General features: G+C 37.3%; 14 protein-coding genes and 1 pseudogene. 3 read left to right on the plus strand and 12 right to left on the minus strand.

From position 1 onward, the window contains the following. A partial coding sequence (locus tag ODU50_RS09775; protein ID WP_398581407.1) for a transposase occupies positions 1-510 on the plus strand: 510 nt, incomplete at its 5' end. 275 nt (positions 511-785) lie between these two features. Here the strand turns inward: ODU50_RS09775 and ODU50_RS09780 are convergent. Continuing rightward, positions 786-1844, minus strand: coding sequence for an MmcQ/YjbR family DNA-binding protein (locus ODU50_RS09780; protein WP_105153443.1), 1059 nt, complete (start codon positions 1842-1844; stop codon positions 786-788). A gap of 20 nt (positions 1845-1864) precedes the next feature. Further along, complete coding sequence (locus tag ODU50_RS09785; protein ID WP_105153444.1) at positions 1865-3355, minus strand: Sau3AI family type II restriction endonuclease; 1491 nt, start codon at positions 3353-3355, stop codon at positions 1865-1867. A 111-nt stretch (positions 3356-3466) separates the two neighbouring features. Here ODU50_RS09785 and dcm point away from each other — a divergent pair, with 111 nt between their 5' ends. Further along, the gene (dcm, locus tag ODU50_RS09790) at positions 3467-4750 is read left to right on the plus strand and encodes a DNA (cytosine-5-)-methyltransferase (RefSeq protein WP_105153445.1); all 1284 of its coding nucleotides are present in this window, start codon (positions 3467-3469) and stop codon (positions 4748-4750) included. 82 nt (positions 4751-4832) lie between these two features. Here dcm and ODU50_RS09795 read toward each other — a convergent pair. The 10 genes and pseudogenes from ODU50_RS09795 to ODU50_RS09840 form a co-directional block, all read right to left on the minus strand. Further along, a pseudogene (locus tag ODU50_RS09795) lies at positions 4833-6445 on the minus strand (IS1182 family transposase); the annotation flags it as partial. 406 nt (positions 6446-6851) lie between these two features. Continuing rightward, the gene (locus ODU50_RS09800; protein ID WP_105153354.1) at positions 6852-8597 is read right to left on the minus strand and encodes a hypothetical protein; all 1746 of its coding nucleotides are present in this window, start codon (positions 8595-8597) and stop codon (positions 6852-6854) included. A 3-nt stretch (positions 8598-8600) separates the two neighbouring features. Then, on the minus strand, positions 8601-11045 hold the full coding sequence (locus tag ODU50_RS09805) for an ATP-binding protein (RefSeq protein ID WP_105153355.1): 2445 nt from the start codon (positions 11043-11045) through the stop codon (positions 8601-8603). A gap of 20 nt (positions 11046-11065) precedes the next feature. Beyond that, a complete protein-coding gene (locus ODU50_RS09810; RefSeq protein ID WP_105153356.1) occupies positions 11066-12316 on the minus strand; it encodes a DNA methyltransferase in 1251 nt (416 codons plus the stop codon). An 88-nt stretch (positions 12317-12404) separates the two neighbouring features. Beyond that, entirely contained in the window at positions 12405-15053 is a 2649-nt protein-coding gene (locus ODU50_RS09815; protein WP_105153357.1) for a valine--tRNA ligase, read from the minus strand. Positions 15054-15072: 19 nt separating this feature from the next. Next, on the minus strand, positions 15073-16404 hold the full coding sequence (locus ODU50_RS09820) for a hypothetical protein (RefSeq protein WP_105153358.1): 1332 nt from the start codon (positions 16402-16404) through the stop codon (positions 15073-15075). 114 nt (positions 16405-16518) lie between these two features. After that, complete coding sequence (locus tag ODU50_RS09825) at positions 16519-17091, minus strand: shikimate kinase (RefSeq protein ID WP_105153359.1); 573 nt, start codon at positions 17089-17091, stop codon at positions 16519-16521. Continuing rightward, positions 17088-17477 carry a VOC family protein gene (locus tag ODU50_RS09830; protein ID WP_105153360.1) on the minus strand — a complete coding sequence of 130 codons (390 nt, stop codon included), beginning with the start codon at positions 17475-17477 and terminating at the stop codon, positions 17088-17090. The genes ODU50_RS09825 and ODU50_RS09830 overlap by 4 nt, the downstream gene beginning before the upstream one ends. A gap of 240 nt (positions 17478-17717) precedes the next feature. Then, entirely contained in the window at positions 17718-18104 is a 387-nt protein-coding gene (locus tag ODU50_RS09835) for a helix-hairpin-helix domain-containing protein (protein ID WP_105153361.1), read from the minus strand. Positions 18105-18281: 177 nt separating this feature from the next. Continuing rightward, a complete protein-coding gene (locus ODU50_RS09840) occupies positions 18282-18536 on the minus strand; it encodes a DUF1912 family protein (RefSeq protein ID WP_002943432.1) in 255 nt (84 codons plus the stop codon). A 209-nt stretch (positions 18537-18745) separates the two neighbouring features. Here ODU50_RS09840 and ODU50_RS09845 point away from each other — a divergent pair. Beyond that, the coding region (locus ODU50_RS09845; protein ID WP_141669221.1) for a helix-turn-helix domain-containing protein at positions 18746-18818 on the plus strand (73 nt) is incomplete at its 3' end.

The raw sequence follows: 18818 nt of genomic DNA on the forward strand, positions 1-18818 counted from the left end.
GTACTGCTCACCTTTAACCTCTCCTTCTGTAACTTTATCTTCGCTCGATTACTGGATAATAAAACAGCTAATGAGGTCGCTAAACACCTCTACGCTATCAAGAACAACCTGCATCAGAAAGAGATGAGCTTCTGCGAAATATTCCCTGTCATTCTGACCGACAATGGTGGTGAATTCGCTAGAGTGGACGATATCGAAATGGATGTCCGCGGAGAATCTAAGCTATTCTTCTGTGACCCTAATCGTTCTGACCAGAAGGGGAGAATCGAGAAGAATCACACACTTATCAGAGACATTCTTCCTAAAGGAAGTTCGTTTGATAACTTGACACAGGATGATATCAACCTGGTTTGTTCGCATGTCAACAGCGTCAAACGGGCTTCTTTCAACGGAAAATCAGCCTATGAACTCTTTACATTTACCTACGGTGAAGAATTGGCAACACTTTTGGGAATCTCTAAAATTGACCCTGAGAACGTCATCCAATCACCTCGATTATTAGATAAGTAATCGCTAGTTTTTAGCATAAAAATCAATCAAAAATAGAAAGGAACTTGTCCTATCCCAAATTCCAGATAACTAGAACTTACTTTGAGACGTCTCAGAGCCAGTAACTTTAGTGTACTCTTTTTTTCAACATTTTCAACCCTAAAAATTCCTTGAATCTGCAGCTTTAGGCAAAAACAGAACTTAGTCTGAGACTAAATTCTGTTGGTGTTATGCAGTTTTCTCAAAGTAACTTCTGGAAGGACGGGAACTAGAACTTACTTTGAGAATTTACCAATTTAATGGAGGTTTTTCACTTCGGATGTCAGCACTTCTATCACACCCTCTGTCAAGCGTCTAGGTCCACGCACCGCCCTGACTCCCAAGTCCATCATGCGCGCTCTCGGCAAAATATCATCGGAAAACTGAGCGAGCAATTCCACCTGCATGAGTTTCTTTTCTGTAGGAATGTCTGATTGTGCATGATTTTCCAAGTTCGCCCCCAAGACACGGCAGACATAGCGAATAGCCTGTACAGGCGCCGTCACATAGATAGCTACAATATCTCCAGCTTGAATGGTTGATTTTTGCGGCCAATAGACTACCTTATTTTCCGCAAACTCGGTATCAATATCATAGACCTTTGGATTGGCTGGAATAACCCAGTAATCAGGCCCTTGATCCGCCTTGTAGGATTTTGGTCCTACCAGATAGCGGCTCTTCTCAAGGAGGGCCAAAATTGCTTCATCTTCCACAGTATTATCGAGCGAGACCGACACCCAGGCCTTCTTTGACATGTGGTAAGCAGGATAGATGCCCGACTGACTCAGCAACTCTGCTATTTCCCGACCATCGACCTTGAGATTGACAATCTCCACTAGCTCTTGGTCAGCGCTCCCATCCAGCTGTCCCCGCTTGACCTGAGTCACCAAAGCGTACCACTTATTATTGGAGTGATGGCGAAAAGCACCTGTCTCTGGCGACTTGGTAAAGGGATAATCAGGTAGGTCCCCCCACTTCTCCTTGATGAGCTGGGCTATGCGGTTGCTTTGGTCTTTGGAAAATGGCAGAGCGACACAACAAGCCTCCTCTACTCGATCCAAAATGGACTGATAAGTCTCACGCACCTGTCCCACAAAAGCCCCAGCTGGCGCAGTCACCTGATGGGCGGTATAGACCTCCTCCATCTCACAATCCCAAACATAGGACGACAGCTGACCAACCTCATCAACCTCCACCACCGCCTCAAACTGCCCCTCCATGAAGACCTCACGGTAGATGTAACGATTGTTGGAGAAGATGAAACCGAAAGGAATGAGAGAGGGGAGGTTGATTTGGTAAGAATTGATTTTGTTCATAGATGCCTTTCACTAAATAATTAATCCCACTCACCTAGTAATACCTCTTTCAAAAATTTTTTAGGAAGCCAAAATGAGTGTTTTGTAATTCTTCTACCATCGGGTAATTTGTCAGTATCTGATAATTTTCCCTTACCAACAAATTCATTAGGTCTAATTTCGTAGTAAGTATTTTGAGCATGAATTTTCGTGAATAAAATTGTATTGACTTTACTCTGAGGAAAGTTGGTAGATACTTTATTACCATTTCGACTCAATTCAACACCGTCTTGGATGATTTTTCGTGTTTCTATCCAAACTCTTTGGACCTCCGGAATTAGTCTATCTGGAAAACCCCAAAACTTGATATTATCTAATACAAATAATTTATCCGATACTTCTTTAAAAATGATAAATAAAAACCGTTTATTGCAAATTTCCAAAAATGGATGCGATTCCTCCCAGACTTCGTTGCTAGCTAGTTCCTCAAATTGATAATTTTTAAAAGGAGAATCTTCTTTTGGTAAACCATTTTTATCCACACGAATAACGCGTAAATTCATATTAGCTTTTTGAAATTCTTGTGTCTTTTCAAGGTCCCCAGTTAACCCCAATATATTTCTAACCAGAGTGCTATTTTTACCTTTTGCTCTAGGATTCACGTCAAATCGACTATATAACTCTGTTTCAGAAAATCCTTTATAGGCTAAAATTTTGTCTGCAATGACCTGTGTAAATGCTTTTTTCTCACCTCTGGCAGTTGCTAGAATACTTTCTTGATCAACTTGATTAAATATCTTGTGATTAATCAAGTAGGTCATGTAGCTTGATTTCAGCTCCCAAGCCCTTTGTTTTGCAAGAGTATCACTAAAAGGCTGGCTTCTAAAATCTTTTCCTTTCCCTGCACCTTTAGTACAGGTAGATAAATAGTTCCCATCTGATTCGGACAGTTCATGGGCTTTACCTTGCTTAATCTTTTCTACAATGCGACTATAATCCTCAAGAATGACCTCCATATCCTCTTCAAACCATTCGTACAAAAAAACTTTTTCAATGATATAATCTGACATTGTCTGCCCTGGAATGAGACCATTGTAAAACAGTAAAAGTATTTTAGAGCATTTTTGCCATAGATGAGTGGAGTAAAAGTCATCTAGATTTTCCTCCATATAGTTTAATATTGTTAAAACTAATCGCTCTTTTGCACTAATTGTTCCATTCTTGTTCACTTTAAAAGGCGTGACTTTCAATTCTACTCCAACCTTGTCAAAATCAGCAGCTGAGTCACTATTAGGTTGATAGCCATAAAAGTATTTTTCTATATAATTACCATATTGCCCTTTTGACTTCATACTGATTTCTTTATCAACAATTTCTGATATTGTACCATCTTGAAAATCTCGATAAGTTTTATAAGGCGAAACTTGGTATTCAGCAATAATTTCGCCAAGCGACCTATCTAGTAAATGTTGAGAATAATCAAGAATACTTTGAATATCTGTTTCATCATAATTGAATAAGTGTTTTTCCATATAAAATTTCCTACTAAATTCCTATAGCTCTATTATATCAAATAAAAATCCTTGATCGAAATTGTTTTTTACGATATAATAGAGAGTATTAAATAAACTTGAGGAGAAAAAATGAATATTCTCGAACTCTTTGCCGGTGTAGGCGGTTTTCGCATTGGTCTTGAAAATGCTGACAAAGATTACTTCCAAACAAAATGGGCAAATCAATGGGAGCCTGCTCGAAAATCACAGGATGCTTTTGAAGTTTATGATTTGCATTTCCCAGACAGTGAAAACATCAATATTAGTATCTCAGATATTTCTGACGAAAAGTTTGCTGAAATGAATCCCGAAATGATTGTTGGTGGTTTTCCTTGCCAAGACTATTCTGTTGCACGAAGCAAGAAGAACGAACAAGGGATTGAAGGAAAAAAAGGAGTTCTCTTTTGGGAAATTATCCGTGCTACTCGTATCACCAAACCTAAATATCTTATTTTAGAAAACGTTGACCGTCTTCTAAAAGCACCTTCTAAACAAAGAGGACGTGACTTTGCAATCATGTTGACAGCGTTTAACAATCTCGGCTACTCAGTTGAGTGGAGGGTTATCAATGCTGCTGAATACGGACGTAGTCAACGTCGCCGTCGTGTCTTCTTCTTTGTTTATCGAAATGACACGACTTTTGCAAAAAGACTTGACAAACAATTTGAAAATACTGAATCTGTATTTAACGAAAATCGCTACGATGACTATCTGTTCCATTCAGGATTGTTTGCCACTCAGTTCCCAATCAAATCAACACCAATAAAAAATCGCCAAGTCTACTACGAACTGGCGAATGATATTGTTGAAGTGTCAGATAACTTCACAGGAACAGTTTGGAATACTGGCGTGATGAGACACGGAAAATACTATTCCGTCGATACTCAATGCGACTATAAAGGTCAACCAATCACTCTTGGAGAAATCCTACAGGATGAAAAAGATGTGCCTGAAAAATACTTTTTGAACGACCCAGCTAAGTTAGAAAAATTCCAATATCTACGAGGCCCTAAAAAAATCGAAAGAACTTCGGCAGATGGTCACACCTATACCTATTCCGAAGGTGGAATGTCGCCGACTGACGACCTAAACCTGCCTGGACGAACGATGTTGACTTCCGAAGGAACTGTCAATCGCTCTACTCACTTTATCAATGTGAACAATCGATACCGTTTGATTACACCTGTAGAGGCGGAACGATTACAGGACTTTCCTGACGATTGGACTAAGCAGAAAAAATTAGCAGATGGATCCATTGTAGATGTATCTGATAAAATGCGTATGTTCTTTATGGGCAATGCTCTCGTCACAGAAATCGTACGAAAAATTGGGGAATATATAAAAGAGGCTGAGCAAAAACTAGCCAGTAAATAAAAAACACAGATAGATTCAAGCTGATTTTGATGAAATCCAGCCGAACTATTTGTGTTTTTCTTTTTGTTTCTATTATCATGGACTAATTTCTTCGCCAATTTCGTGAGATTCATGCTCATTAGGAGGAATCCTATCTCTGTTTCAACCACCTTTTGACCTCTGACATGCACTCTGCGCACGCCAAAAACACCCTTCATCCTACCAAATACAGGTTCGACATCCACCTTGCGTTTGGCATAAATGCGGGCTCCCTCTTTACTTGTCAATTTCTCTTTGACTAAGTTCTTGAAATAGTTCCACGTAGGATTATACTGAATTTGTTTGAGGTTTCCTTTTTCCGTCCGTGCTAATTGGTCTAACTCTTCACTAGCTTGTACTGGATCAGCTTCGTAAATCTTAATATCTCTCTCAAATCCATACTTATCCGTTCTTCGTGAATAATTCTTGAATGAATACACAACACCATCTGGCTTTATCCACTGATCAGAATCTTCTAGATAGGTCCAGTTTTCAGGATTGGCATCACTCTTCTTGTAGCTTTTCTTCTGCTCTTTCTGATATGTTCCGTAGGGAATCAAAGGTGTTTTCTCCAGGTCATCAACGATAAAGCTATAATTTTCTTCACTACCATAACCTGCATCCGCGACAATGTGTTGAAAGAGTTCTAGGGTTTGGATGGATTGAAGAAAAGGTTTGAGTGTACGAGTGTCAGTTGGATTCGGATACAATCCGTAAGCCAAGGCAAACTGGCTGTTTGTACCAAGTTGGAGGTTGTAACCAGGCTTGAGCTGGCCATTCTTCATACTCGCTCTTTTATTTCAAGGCTCGTGAAGAAACAGTCTCTCCCCAGACTGTTTCTTCCTCTTTCATCCGCATGAATGTTGCATCGTGATCTGTTTTAGAATAGGAATTTCGCTCTTGTAGAATCTGTTTATCTCGTTCGTACTTCTGTTTCCGAACAAGAAAATCCTCTTTCAACTTTCTCTTTAGTTTCTTAATTCTTCTTCGTTTCTGTCTGTTGGCTGAGCCACCTTTGATGACTTTAGGCTCTTGTGAGATAGCTTCTTCCACCTCGTCCAATACTTGTTCGGTTTCTTGTAGGAGTTGGGTCAGCCCCTCGCTAGTGAGGCATTCTTCCTTGGACAAGGCAGTATTCACCCCTTCTTGAACTAGCTTGTCATAGAGTGCTGAAATGTTTCCATTCAAGGCATCTTCGTAGCGTACAACGGCCTTTTTCCATGTGAAAGAATACTTGTTGGCATCAGCTTCTACCTTAGTTCCGTCAATGAAGAGAGCCTCATCTTCAATCAATCCATTATCTCTGAGGAGGAGGGTAAAGTAAATGAAGGCAGTTTTGATGAGCTGATTGGCGTGTGTGCTAGCCCGAAAACTATTGATGGTCCGATAACAGACATAGGTATCCTGACTCAGCCATTTCATGGGAATAACTTCTTCATTCATTTGAACGATTTTTCGACCAGAGAATACCTGACGAGCATAGGCAAATAGGGTCATTTTAAGCAACATAGCTGGATGAAAGGCAGGACGACCTGTGTGGGAAGTTTCTTCCAATAGAACGGATGAAGGAATAGTATCCACAAACTGACTAATCAGACGTGCCTCATGAGTAGCAGGTAAGTCCCAAGAAAGATTTAATTCCAAACTAAGCTGATTTGTGTTATACTGTTTATACATTTTCATGCCTTTCTAGTTGTTTTGTCGTTATTATAATTATAAAGCATGAAATGGAAAACGAGCAACTCCTAAGTGGAATTGCTCGTTTTTTATATGTGAGAAGCTAGTTTTTGCCCAGCCTCTTTCTTTGTTAGCCTCATTAGTTCCGAACTTCTCATACATATTCTTACTAATTTAAGCATTTTGCATATTTTCTATAAAAAATTTCTCAATTCAAAAAAGGAAAAATACCTACCTCTTACACTTTTGAACAGTTAATCATACTTCACTACGGTCATACTTGCAATGATTAAAAATAGCCTTTTGAAAATTTGAGTAAATCGTCATATTAGTTTCTTAATTAAGAGTGAGGCGAATAATTTAGTAGGTTGGTTACATGGGAGACCTTCTTAGAAGATTTTTTAACTTAAATTAAAATAGACCGTACATCAGGAATCCTACCTCCATCTTCAAGTACATCTTTTAATATTTTCATCGCTTCTAATCGATTTAACCTTCCAACACGCTTAATATTTTTTAATCTAAAACCTTTTAGTTCCGTTGTTCCTTCGTCTTCAGATTCACAAATAGCCTTAATTTCAGCATTGAAATTAGACAGAGAAAATTCGAGTATTTGATTAATAATTCCTTCAGTTTTTCCTTGCAACTGAGCATTTATCAAATCATCTAATTTTTTCTGAAGATATTTGGAGGTAGCTGTTCTTAATTCATGAGACCCTTTAATATTTGACTCTGTAAAATGAATTTCTCCACTAGTATTTACTTTTAATAATAAACTATCGAGCCAAAAACAACTTATCGAACTAATTGCTTTGGGATTACCCTTAAAACTATCTTTTACAATAAGATCTCCAATTGCCTCTTCAGAACATTGGTTTTTTTTCACTTCTTCTAGAATTGTTTGGGAAATGCCAGTTTTTACTAAACCATTAAAGAATTCATCATCTTCAAGTAATTTGTTTCCACCTTTCCCATTACCGTATACTTTATGTAAATAACTTTTAGATACTACTCTCTCTTTAGCTTCTAGTTTTACTAGTTGAATTGAATCTAATTTTCTCGTTCCATCATTTCTAATCGTTATATCGCAATCTTGACTCATTACCATAAAATAATCATCTCCAACGTGAATTACATCACCAAATGATATGTCAGAACTAGTCGCTATCGGCAACATCCCTCTATTGTTAGTTAGCTTTATTTCAAATTCTTTCAATTCTCTATAGATTTTTAATTGGGAATCAGATACTGTTGAAAAATGTTTTTGCATTGATCTACGGATAGGATTAATCAATGTAGAATGTTTATTCACATCTCCAAAAGTTTCTGAGTAAACTTGACTAAACTTAGTTAAAAAAATATTGTAAATAATATCATCCGCGTGTTGCCCCTCATTCAGATAATCGTAATAAAATAATTCTTGATTTTGATTTAACTGCCAAAGCCTCTCTGTTAGTTTACTATATGTTTGAGCAAATAAATCTTTATACTCTTGAATGTATCTTGCTTTTTGAGATTTTAAAATATTATCAAGAAAATCATTTGTGAGTCTGTCACTTTTATTCACATAGTTAAAATGCAGTGCCATTTGCTCTGCGTCAACTTTATTGAACCCTAATTCCACCAAATAACTTTTAGCACCTTCAAAACTATTTAAATCATCAGGAATTGACTTATCAGTATAAATCAAGAGTAATAGGTTTTTTTTGTCTAACTCATTGTATACAATTTGTAAAACTTTCTTAAATATTTCATTGTTTTCTTGCCCACCTACCGATTCTTGTAGTTGTCGATCTAGTATCACTAAGTGCTTCCTTGAAGCATCTCCTTCATCAATAGTTGAAATATATTCTTTGACTCTTTCAATATCTGCACCAATTTTACTAAATTCGACATTTTCTTGATTGGATATCCATGAATAATATTCAGAACTATTAAGATTCTCAGACAATTTATCCATAAATTTTGAATCTTTATATTTGACATATTCTGCAATAGTCCAGTCAGAAAAAGCGTCAAATTGTCCATCGGTTAAATCATCAACAATTTCAGGAGAAAAATCAGATAAGTTTTTTTCTATGTCTATTTCATTAAAAATATCATCAATGGCAATAACCGTCGATACACCGTAATCTTTTAATTGTACATTCATCAACTAAACCTCTTCTTCTGGAAAAGTAATCACAAATTTGAATCTATTACCATATTGGTTTCTTTCTGAATCAAGCAAAATTGTAGCCCCTATTTCATTCAATAATGTAGAAACAATGTATAATCCCATCCCCCTACCTTCATTGTCCGGTTTGTTTGATTCAAATGCTTGGAACAGAGTATTTTCAATCGAACTATCAATACCTAACCCATTGTCAAATATAATTAATTTCCCTAAATCATAATCAAGTTTAAAAATCATCTTAGGTGACTCTACATTCATTTTATCTAACCAATAGGCTGAATTAATGATTAAATTTTCAATAATAATTTTAAAACTATCTTCAACCATCTTCACATTAAAATCTGTTCCTAAAATTTCATATTCAACAGAAGTCTCTCCGTATGTTAGCAATGGGCTATCTTGTAATAATGAACTTAGTTTCTCTCGAAGCGACTCATTTGAATATCTTCTTCTTCTAGAATAGGAATTTATATCCAAAACCGAAGCATATCTTTGTAAGAACTTATTGCTTGAGTCAATTCTTGAAAGATTTATAAGAACATCTTCGGTATGACCTCCCAGTACGGCATGTCTTGCTTTACTTGATGAGAATTTTATGGTATTTGATAAACGTATAATTTCATGTGACAAAGTTTCTGCCACAATCGTTGCCCCCATGATAGGAGCGAAGTCATCAAAATGTTTTTCTAATTCAATAACTTGTCGTTCCCTATTAGCAACTGTATTACTAACATTAACTACAGATTCTTTTATCGATGCTAATTCTGCTTTTTTTTCGGCATCTGTTAGCATATCGAAGTTGTTAGATAAGCTATCAGCCTTCTTTTTAGCTTCTGCTATGTCATCTATTTTCTTTTGGAAATTAATTCCTGCAATATCAATAAACTTTCCTGAATTTAGATTCTTAACAGTTTTTCTGGTAAAGCTAAAATAGTCACCAAAGTATTTATCATCTTTAGCAATTGTCTTATAAACCAACTCTTTGACTATTAAAAGAAAATTTGTACCATAATTGTCTAAAACCAAACCTTGTCTATTAGTCAATTCTTTCAAACGTTCTAAATTTTCTTCACCATCAATATTAATAAAACCAGTCGAAGTATGCTGCTTATAGATAACAGATTTCGTCCGCAAGTTGAAACCTGACATATCTAACCAGTCATTATTTTTGTCTCCATAAGGGAAAATTCTAAAATTGTTTCGATATAATTTCACACCCCTGATTTCTTCTAAAACTTTCCTAAAATTTTTCGACACTGGACTACTAGTTGATAAATCAAAACCATAAATACTCCCTCTGAAACTTCCTGGTAAGAAAAATTTCGTTACTTTTTTTTCACCTTCACTACTATCTAATTCATATGTGATAAATGGTTTAAATTTAACATTTTGTGCTGTTCGATTTGCTTCATCAAAGGATGATAAATCTATCTCTATTTCTTTTTTGCACCACTCTTCATAGTAATCTCTATAAGGTATCTCCGTAATTTGTTCCAACTCCCATTTTTCAAGTTCAGAAAAGAGATTTGTTACCTTATAGTCAATATATTTTCTGCTTCTTGTTACAATTAAATTTAATTTTTCAGTTTCTGAGTCATAATCAAAATCAACTTTTGATAAAAAATTATTCTCAATATCCGATAAATCATATTTATTACTTGTAAAAACTCTATTGTCTAAGTTTATTTTGACATAGAAATTATACTTTTCTTCTAGATAAGGATTTAAGAACTCTAATACATCTTGCTCTAGTTCCTTTTGAGTTTGGTTACTCTGCCAGAAATCAATTCCTTTTAATCCAAGGACTTCTATCCTAGTTCCATGTTTTTTATTATGACTAAAAACTGTTTCATTAAATAAATTAGTTTGCAACTCAAGTTTGACATCCTCAACTGACTCACTCCCGATATTATATCGTTCCCAATCAATATCCAGATGATAGTAATACCAGTCATTATCATTTATAAATTCACTATGATTTTGATATCCAAAAACATCAATTATATCTTTTTCTGAAAAAAATTCTGTTAGTCCGGTGTCAACCTTAGTATCTACGGACACATATCTGCCAAGTTGGTTTAAAGATAGACGTCCTATTCCTTTATTACCTTGAGCCTGTCTTTTAAATTTAGGAGATATTTTTTGATGTTCTGCTTTAAATGATGTGGCAATTTTTAGGAAGGCTTTTTCAATTATAGTTGGTGTCATTCCATTCCCATCGTCTTCGATAATGATTCGTCCTTGCCCATACTCAGATTGAAACAAGGTATCAATTACGATATTACAATTATTTGCATCTGCATCCGATGCATTCTTAATTAGCTCCAGTAAAGCAATTTTTTCATTATCAATTAAAGCTTCACCCAGGTGGCTAATCACTCGTGGATCAATCGTCAGATTTACCTCTTTGAGACTATTTCTCATACTTCCTCCTCTTGTATAACTCACTTTCTAAATATTAGGACATATTCTTGATTCATCGATTCTACTGCATGATTATCAACTCTTGAAACTTTTCGAGGCATCCTTTTTTGAGGGATATTTCTTGTGATTGATGTTTCCAATCTTAATCCTTTTTTCTCTAAATATTCTTCAGTAATATCCGAAAGAGGTACAACTTGATTATCTACACGCCGATTCCCTAAAGTCAAAACGAGATATTTTTCTTTTTTTAACACCCTTACTAACTCACTTAATACATCAAAATAATCTGAAATGAAATTTTTTACCTTTTTATGCTTATCAGCACTTATTACAGACAGATAATTTTCAAGAATTTTTGAATCAATTTCAAAGCGACTCCTCTTAAAATTACCACCAAGACTATTAGAATCAATACTAGAATAATTCTCTATCAAATTCTCATCGAAATTTCCCAAATCTTTCTTATCAATCCAATAAATCGGCAACATTGAATATTGACCATAAGTAACAGTACTAGAGTTGTCCCCATATGGTGGAGAGGTACAAATTAAATCAATAGAATAATCATCAAACTTTGAAAGAACTTCTTCAGATTTTCCTATAACAATATTTATTTTCTTCCCTTTAGAATATTCTGGTAAATACTGAAAAAATGTTTCTATGTTATTGAAAAAATCCTCTTCTATTTTGTTTACCATAGATTCAATATCTTCTTGAGTTTTAATATGTAATTTGAATGTTGAGCTCCTGGTATTGCTATATTTTTTTAACACATTTATTAAACAAACCCAATAATATTGTCTAATATATTTATATTTTTCTTGTTTAATTGCTGACCTAATTTTACTAAAAGTATAAATAAAATCTTCTCGATACCACTTTTCAATATTATTGAAAGAATGAACTTCAAACTTAAAATTGTTATCTTGCACTAACTTTTTGAGTCTCTTATTTGCTGATTTTATATATATTTTTTTTACACCCTGTAATTTTACAATTGTTATAAGATTCGCTAGAGGATTTATATCTATTCCGATTGGTTCTAACCCATTTTTCTCACCTTCAACTAGAGTTACACCTGACCCATGAAAGGGATCTAATATATTTTCTATGTTACTATCTTCAAGTTTTATCAATCTTATCAACTCATTTTGCATATCTGGAACCATAGTTGCAGGATAGGCACTGATTTTATGAATTCCAGTTGAAAAAGTCTTTGAAAAATCCCAATAATCCAATTCTTTCTTTTCTATCCAATCAACTAATGCCATTAATTAAACCTCTATCTAATGAATATACTCCTCTCTATTATACCACAAAACCCAGCCTTTTTAGGCTGGGGATTTTATCGTATTCTACCTACTTAACCAGTTTTTTCATTTCTGCGATACGTTCTTGTGTCGCATCGTATTTTGCTTGGTAGTCGGTTTGTTTGGCTTTTTCTTTTTCGACGACATCTGGTTTGGCGTTGGCGATGAAGCGTTCGTTGCTGAGTTTTTTGCCAACCATGTCTAGTTCTTTCTGCCATTTGGCAAGTTCTTTGTCCAGACGAGCCAACTCTTCTTCGACGTTGAGGAGGTCGGCTAGTGGTAAAAAGATTTCAGCACCGGTGATAACGGCTGACATAGCTAGTTCTGGTGCAGCAATACTTGAGCTGATTTCCAACTGCTCTGGATTTGTAAAGCGTCGGATGTAGTTTTCATTTGCCTTGAAGAAGGTTTCAAGCTCGCTATCTGCCGTCTTAATCAAGATGGTAATCGGCTTAGAAGGAGCAACGTTGACCTCTGCTCTGCTATTTCGCACCGAACGAATCAAGTCCTTGAGGCTTTCCACTCCTTTATGGGCTTCCGCATTTTCAAAGGCTGAGTTGACCATAGGGTAGGCAGCCACCACGATAGAGCCCTCTGCGTACTGGGCGAAGATCTCTTCCGTCACAAACGGCATGATTGGGTGGAGGAGACGAAGGATTTGGTCCAGCGTGTAGAGAAGGACAGAGCGGGTCATAACTTTCTCAGCCTCGTCAGCACTGTAAAGCACTTCCTTGGTCAGCTCGACATACCAGTTGGCGAACTCTTCCCAGATGAAGTTGTAAAGGATGTGACCAGCCACACCAAACTCGAACTTGTCGAAGTTTTCAGTGACCTTGGCAATGGTTTCGTTGAGGTTGTGGAGAATCCAGCGGTCCGTCACGTTACCAGCCTCACCAGCTGCAACTTTGGCGACATTCTCACGCGCCGCATCCAAGGTCAAACCTTCATTGTTCATGAGGATATAGCGGGAAATGTTCCAAATCTTGTTGATGAAGTTCCAGGAAGCATCCATTTTCTCGTAAGAGAAACGAACATCTTGCCCAGGAGCTGAGCCGTTTGACAAGAACCAACGAAGACTGTCTGTTCCATATTTCTCAATAACATCCATTGGATCGATACCATTTCCGAGCGATTTGGACATCTTGCGCCCTTCTTCGTCACGAATCAAACCGTGGATCAGCACGTTCTTGAATGGCTGACGGCCGGTGAACTCAAGCGATTGGAAAATCATGCGTGACACCCAGAAGAAGATAATGTCATAGCCCGTTACCAAGGTTGAAGTTGGGAAGTAACGCTGGAAGTCCGCTGCATTTTCGTCAGGCCAGCCCATGGTTGAGAATGGCCAAAGGGCAGAGCTGAACCAGGTATCTAGGACATCCTCATCCTGTACCCATCCGTCACCTGCTGGAGCCTCTTCTCCGACGTACATTTCGCCAGATTCGTTATACCATGCTGGAATCTGATGACCCCACCAAAGCTGACGAGAGATAACCCAGTCGTGTACATTTTCCATCCATTGTAGGAAGGTATCGTTGAAACGTGGTGGGTAAAATTCTACCTTATCAGCTGTGTCTTGGTTGGCAATGGCATTCTTAGCCAACTGGTCCATCTTAACAAACCACTGAGTTGACAAGCGTGGCTCGACTACAACACCTGTACGCTCAGAGTGTCCAACGGAATGCACACGGTTTTCGATTTCAACAAGGGCACCCAGTTCTTGCAACTTAGCAACCGTTGCCTTACGGGCTTCAAAGCGGTCCATACCTGCAAATTCGCCTGCGAGCTCGTTCATAGTACCGTCATCATTCATCACGTTGACTTGTGGCAGATTGTGGCGTTGACCGACAAGGAAGTCATTCGGATCGTGGGCAGGCGTGATTTTCACAACTCCTGTACCAAATTCAGGATCCGCGTGCTCATCCGCAACGATTGGGATAGGCTTATTTACAATCGGCAGGATAACGTTTTTGCCAATCAAGTCCTTGTAACGTGGGTCTTCTGGATTAACCGCCACCGCAACGTCACCGAACATGGTTTCAGGACGGGTTGTCGCAACTTGCAGACCACGCGAGCCGTCTTCCAGCATGTAATTCATGTGGTAGAAGGCACCTTCGACTTCCTTGTGGATAACTTCAATATCAGAAAGGGCTGTGCGAGCTGCTGGGTCCCAGTTGATGATAAATTCGCCACGGTAGATCCAACCTTTTTTGTAGAGTTCCACAAAGACCTTGCGAACAGCTTTTGACAAGCCTTCGTCCAGCGTGAAACGTTCACGTGAATAATCCACAGATAAACCTAGTTTACCCCATTGCTCCTTGATGGTTGTAGCATATTCATCCTTCCATTCCCAGACTTTGTCGAGGAATTTTTCACGACCAAGATCATAGCGTGTGACACCTTGCTCCCGCAAGCGTTCCTCCACCTTAGCCTGAGTGGCAATCCCCGCATGGTCCATACCTGGAAGCCAGAGGGTATCAAAGCCCTGCATGCGTTTCTGGCGGATGATGATATCTTGAAGGGTTGTATCCCAAGCGTGTCCTAAGTGCAACTTACCTGTTACGTTTGGCGGCGGAATGACGATAGAATAGGGCTTGGCCTCCGCATCGCCTGACGGCTTAAAGACATCTTGGTCCAACCAAGTCTGGTAACGACCAGCCTCAACCTCGGCTGGATTGTATTTTGGTGATAATTCTTTCATTTTAGTTCTCCTATTCTTTTTACAATGGTCTAACTGTGCCGTCTTCTATTCCTTCTTTTAAACTACCGAACATACATTTGGCCATCAATTCATTTTTCGTGCCTTCAGAATATTTTTCCTCAGACTGTTTAACAAAATTTTGAAAATACCGATCAACATGTTCTCTTGGCCCAACAGACGCATACTGATTAAAATTATCAAATGAAGCGATATAACCTATATAAACTTGAAGCAACAAAGATTCATCAAAATAAGCATCGTTTACAAAATGGTACCTTGCCTCTCTATTCAAAAGAAACTTATTTAGCTCAACAACTAAGTTATATTGCTGTTCATTAAAATCAAAATAGTTCTCGTTTAATAATACTCGTTTATCAGGATTAGCGAAATCATATCTAGTATTTGCTGTCATTTGTGAAACCAATTTCCCTATTAAGACAACAATCATATCTGTTATTTGTAATCCGACATGATCCTTAGAGTCGCATCCTTCGATAATTCTAGAAATCTCTAAACCATTAAATGTACCACTGGGTATCCCTTCATCTAGAAAGAGCATCCATTCAATTTGGTTATCAAGCAATCTTTGTTCAGTTATCCACAAATCAAATGCCCACTTTACTTTATCCCAGTCAAAAGAAAGCCCTGAATCTGGTTCGACCAATTTAACTTTATGATTTTTTATTACTCTATCCATTGCAATGATGAGTTGTTGATAAATATCTAGTTGCCGAGCCATCCTCATATTATCTTGATTATTATTAATAATCCTATTCAAATCCTCTTTTACTAATTTCAACAAAGGTCTTATTGGCAATTTTTTATCCAATAAAGATTCAATAACTTTTTTTGAAGCCTCGATTTCAGCATATTTGGTTAGAACGTATTTAGCAATAAATGGTGAGAATTCTGTCTCCTCATCTAAAAAGTAAAAGAAATTAGTTAATCTTGATGAAGTAATGATTGACATTTTACTAACCATAAATAGTAAATTTTTTACATTGTACTCATCTAGCATTTTAAACAGTGATAGATAGAAATGAACCTCATTTTCTCTCATAGAAGCAATCCCATAATCAAAGTTTGTCTTTAGTAGGTCCAGACCTTTAAGCTCCTTATTTTTACCTCTTAATGACTGTTGTAACTGTTTCCTAGTTGATAAGTAAGTTTCAACTATTTGATGATACTCTTCTTCAATAAATTTATAGTTTTCTTTTTCAATTTGAATTACATTAGCCACATAGGAGTGCATATTATCATTAGCATAAGATAACTTATTTTTCTTATCAAATGGATTCGAAATTTTAAAAGAATTCTGAGGACCTTTTTCATCCATAAATAAGTAATGCATATCCATTCCTCCTTCAGTATTCTTTAAGAAAATTGGTTTATACTATCCTCAAGCTAGAAATAGCCCAATTCTTTTTCATATAATCTCCTAGAAATAGTCAGTCCCTTGGGCTGGCTATTTCGTTTGTTCTTGCTCAAGCTCTTCCATTTTTTGGAGAATCAGTTGAGCTACTTCATTGGCAGAAAGATGGGTATTATTAATTTTATGATAATGGTAGAGTTGCTTAGGAGCAAACTCTGGATTAAAGGTTGCAAACTTCATAGTTTCTAGAATATCTTTTTCAGACCACTCAATATTTCTTTTCCAAGGTTTATGTTGCAGACGATTTTCAGTCACATTTCTTCTTAAGCGTTCTTGCAGCTCTGTTTCCAATTCAATAAACAGAACAGCTTGATTCCTACTGTGATAAATCTCTTGAATATTCTCTAAAAAAGAAATATCTGCTGGATCATTAAAGTCAATAACAACTGTAAAAATCAAGCCCAAATCAGTTTTCGCAGAGGTTTCAAAAAACTTCATACGAATATCATTAATAAGTTCTCTCGCTTCGTCAGACATTGGAAAAAATTTTGTTACGAAATCGATTGATTCATGATTATGAAACAAAACCAAATCAGTTAATTTCTCAACTTCCTGCCCAACGGTCATCTTGCCAGAAGCTTGTGCTCCAATAATAATTAGATTCATCTTTCCTCCCCCACCAACTCTATCTTAATCCCATCTGGGTCTTCCAAATAGAGTGCATAGTGATCTGGTCCTCCTGCATGTGGATAGCGGTCGTCGTAGAGCAGTTTGACTCGTCTGGTCAAAAATTCCTTCCGCCATTGGTCAATCTCATCAGGTGTGCCCGCATGAAAGGCTAGATGATTGAGACCAGTGCGACACCGGTGATAGCCTGCCCCTAGGAAGTCCTGTGGCGTTTGGACAAAGACAAGGTACTGCTCTGCTTTTTTATAAGATAGCCCGTCCTCCCACTCCTGATAGAGCGAGTAGCCCAACTTGGTCAGAAGAAAATCGTAGAATGCACGTGACGTTTCCAAGTCTGAAACGTAAATTTCAACATGATGTAGCATATTTCTCCTTTCCAAATGAAAATCCCTGCCTAGGCTTGCTAGACAGGGACGAAGTTATTCCGCGGTACCACCCTTGTTCAGATAATTTATCTGCACTTTACTTATTCGATTCACACCATCAGCAACCAGTTTTGACATTTGTGCGGATTTCTCAGTACCACCGCTTCCTGTGACAAATGGGGAACAAAACACCTCTGATTGGCTTTATTGTAACAAATTGCACCTTGAAAAGCAAGGGATTTAAGCTTTCAACTCAATCCCTTTTTCTTTCAACTGCTTGATGGTTGCAGGACCGATACCTTTAAGAGCCAAGAGCTCTTTTTCTGTGTGGTTTGCAAAATCAGCCACAGATTGAATACCTGCTTCGTAGAAGGTTTCCAAACGTGCTGCCGCAATGCCTTCCAACTCAGGAAGTGCCAAGAAGTCTTCCAATGAAGTCGCTGAAGAAGTCACCTCTGCAACAGCTTCTTTCACTTGTTCCACAGCATGCTCTACTGCAGCCTCAGCCTTGTGAGCAACTGTCTCTACTACCTCTGCAGCTCTTTCAAGACCTACACGACCTGCACGTTTCAAGTCTGCTAATTGTTTTTTCAATTGTTTTTTTCGATTTACTTTTTTCTTTGCCATGTTAACTCCTTTCTCCTTAGAACCTGTACTCACAAGTAAAGTGCCTATATATAAGAAATAGTTTTTCACTAATCAAGGCCGTTTTTTGAGGAAATACTGACTGTATTTTGAAAAAACAACGATGAATAGCTGAAGAACTAGCCTTAGATAGAAATGCTGAACCGTGAATATAGTTTCTTAATAATGCCTTTGACCAAACAACTCATCTGGTAAATCATGAAAACCTTTGCCAGCATGGTAGTTGGCAAATTTCCCTTGAATGAATCGATAGGCATCTAGCTTGCTCTCATAACGAATATAAGCATCCGCTGCACGCTCATCTTTATCTTCTTCCAAGACACGACGACTTTCTTCAACCGCCATCTCGTTTACCATGACCTGAGTGTTGACCCAAGCTTCAAATTCTTTTAAAAATTCTTGTTCTTTTGTCATTATTTTCCTCTTTCGCCTGCTTCAATTGAAACACACCGGTTTATTATACCATATTTTCTAGAAAACACAAGAAAACCCTAACTGTAACACAGTTAGAGTTCCCATTAGTAAATTCCCAAAGTAAGTTCTAGTCTGTCTTAAAAACTGGAAACTAAAATGAGACAAAGAAATAAGGTAGAACTTACTATGGGACAAGTTGGTAATCGACAATGAAAAACAAACACTTAACTCTCTCTGATCGCAACGATATTCAAATAGGAATTGAACAACTTAAGCCCTTCT

The sequence above is a fragment of the Streptococcus sp. 2020WUSS084 genome (assembly GCF_044427445.1).
Classification (GTDB): domain Bacteria; phylum Bacillota; class Bacilli; order Lactobacillales; family Streptococcaceae; genus Streptococcus; species Streptococcus suis.

What these genes read in the sequence shown, in the direction of transcription:
- ODU50_RS09780 (WP_105153443.1), bottom strand. Translation starts at nt 1,844, where the DNA reads ATGAACAAAATCAATTCTTACCAAATCAACCTCCCCTCTCTCATTCCT.
- ODU50_RS09785 (WP_105153444.1), bottom strand. Translation starts at nt 3,355, where the DNA reads ATGGAAAAACACTTATTCAATTATGATGAAACAGATATTCAAAGTATT.
- dcm (WP_105153445.1), top strand. Translation starts at nt 3,467, where the DNA reads ATGAATATTCTCGAACTCTTTGCCGGTGTAGGCGGTTTTCGCATTGGT.
- ODU50_RS09800 (WP_105153354.1), bottom strand. Translation starts at nt 8,597, where the DNA reads ATGAATGTACAATTAAAAGATTACGGTGTATCGACGGTTATTGCCATT.
- ODU50_RS09805 (WP_105153355.1), bottom strand. Translation starts at nt 11,045, where the DNA reads ATGAGAAATAGTCTCAAAGAGGTAAATCTGACGATTGATCCACGAGTG.
- ODU50_RS09810 (WP_105153356.1), bottom strand. Translation starts at nt 12,316, where the DNA reads ATGGCATTAGTTGATTGGATAGAAAAGAAAGAATTGGATTATTGGGAT.
- ODU50_RS09815 (WP_105153357.1), bottom strand. Translation starts at nt 15,053, where the DNA reads ATGAAAGAATTATCACCAAAATACAATCCAGCCGAGGTTGAGGCTGGT.
- ODU50_RS09820 (WP_105153358.1), bottom strand. Translation starts at nt 16,404, where the DNA reads ATGCATTACTTATTTATGGATGAAAAAGGTCCTCAGAATTCTTTTAAA.
- ODU50_RS09825 (WP_105153359.1), bottom strand. Translation starts at nt 17,091, where the DNA reads ATGAATCTAATTATTATTGGAGCACAAGCTTCTGGCAAGATGACCGTT.
- ODU50_RS09830 (WP_105153360.1), bottom strand. Translation starts at nt 17,477, where the DNA reads ATGCTACATCATGTTGAAATTTACGTTTCAGACTTGGAAACGTCACGT.
- ODU50_RS09835 (WP_105153361.1), bottom strand. Translation starts at nt 18,104, where the DNA reads ATGGCAAAGAAAAAAGTAAATCGAAAAAAACAATTGAAAAAACAATTA.
- ODU50_RS09840 (WP_002943432.1), bottom strand. Translation starts at nt 18,536, where the DNA reads ATGACAAAAGAACAAGAATTTTTAAAAGAATTTGAAGCTTGGGTCAAC.